The sequence below is a fragment of the Halorubrum sp. SP9 genome (genome assembly GCF_005435015.1).
GTDB classification, from domain to species: Archaea; Halobacteriota; Halobacteria; order Halobacteriales; family Haloferacaceae; genus Halorubrum; species Halorubrum sodomense.
In genome coordinates, this window is record NZ_SGXU01000205.1 from 1 (window position 1) to 487 (window position 487).

Consider the following 487-nt stretch of genomic DNA (forward strand, 5'->3'; position numbering starts at 1 on the left):
GGATCTGCTCGCGGGGTACGACGACGTAACAATCCACGAGGACGACGCCGAAGCCGCGTTCGACGTGCTGCCGACGACGGACACGGACGAGTGTCCGTGTTGTGGCAACACGTCGGCAACGTTCGAGTACGGCGAGCGAGACGGGCTTCGAACCCGCGAGCTACGGAAGTGTACGGACGACGACTGTGAAACGTGGTTCGTTCGGGATCGTGTTCTCGACCCGTCCGACGCGGCAACGGTTGAGGTCGTGACTCCGAGCGACGAGACGGTAACGCTTGAACTATCAGGCGTGTACCGTGAGACGATCACCTCGCGGTTCAAACTCGATCCGCGCCGAGACGCCGAGGAACGATGGCTTCAAGCGTCCGAAGTGGCGTCGTTCCTTCGGAAAAAGATGGGTTCAGACGACCCGTTCGGTGTCGTGAAACCCGACGGACACCGCTCGTTCCGTAATGGGCCGACGTGGAAAGACAGCAAATACGGCGCG

The 487-nt window shown here is 61.2% G+C and carries 1 protein-coding gene; it reads left to right on the plus strand.

What is annotated here, in order from left to right; translation table 11 throughout:
* The coding region (locus EXE45_RS19890) for a hypothetical protein (protein ID WP_199233681.1) at positions 1-487 on the plus strand (487 nt) is incomplete at both ends.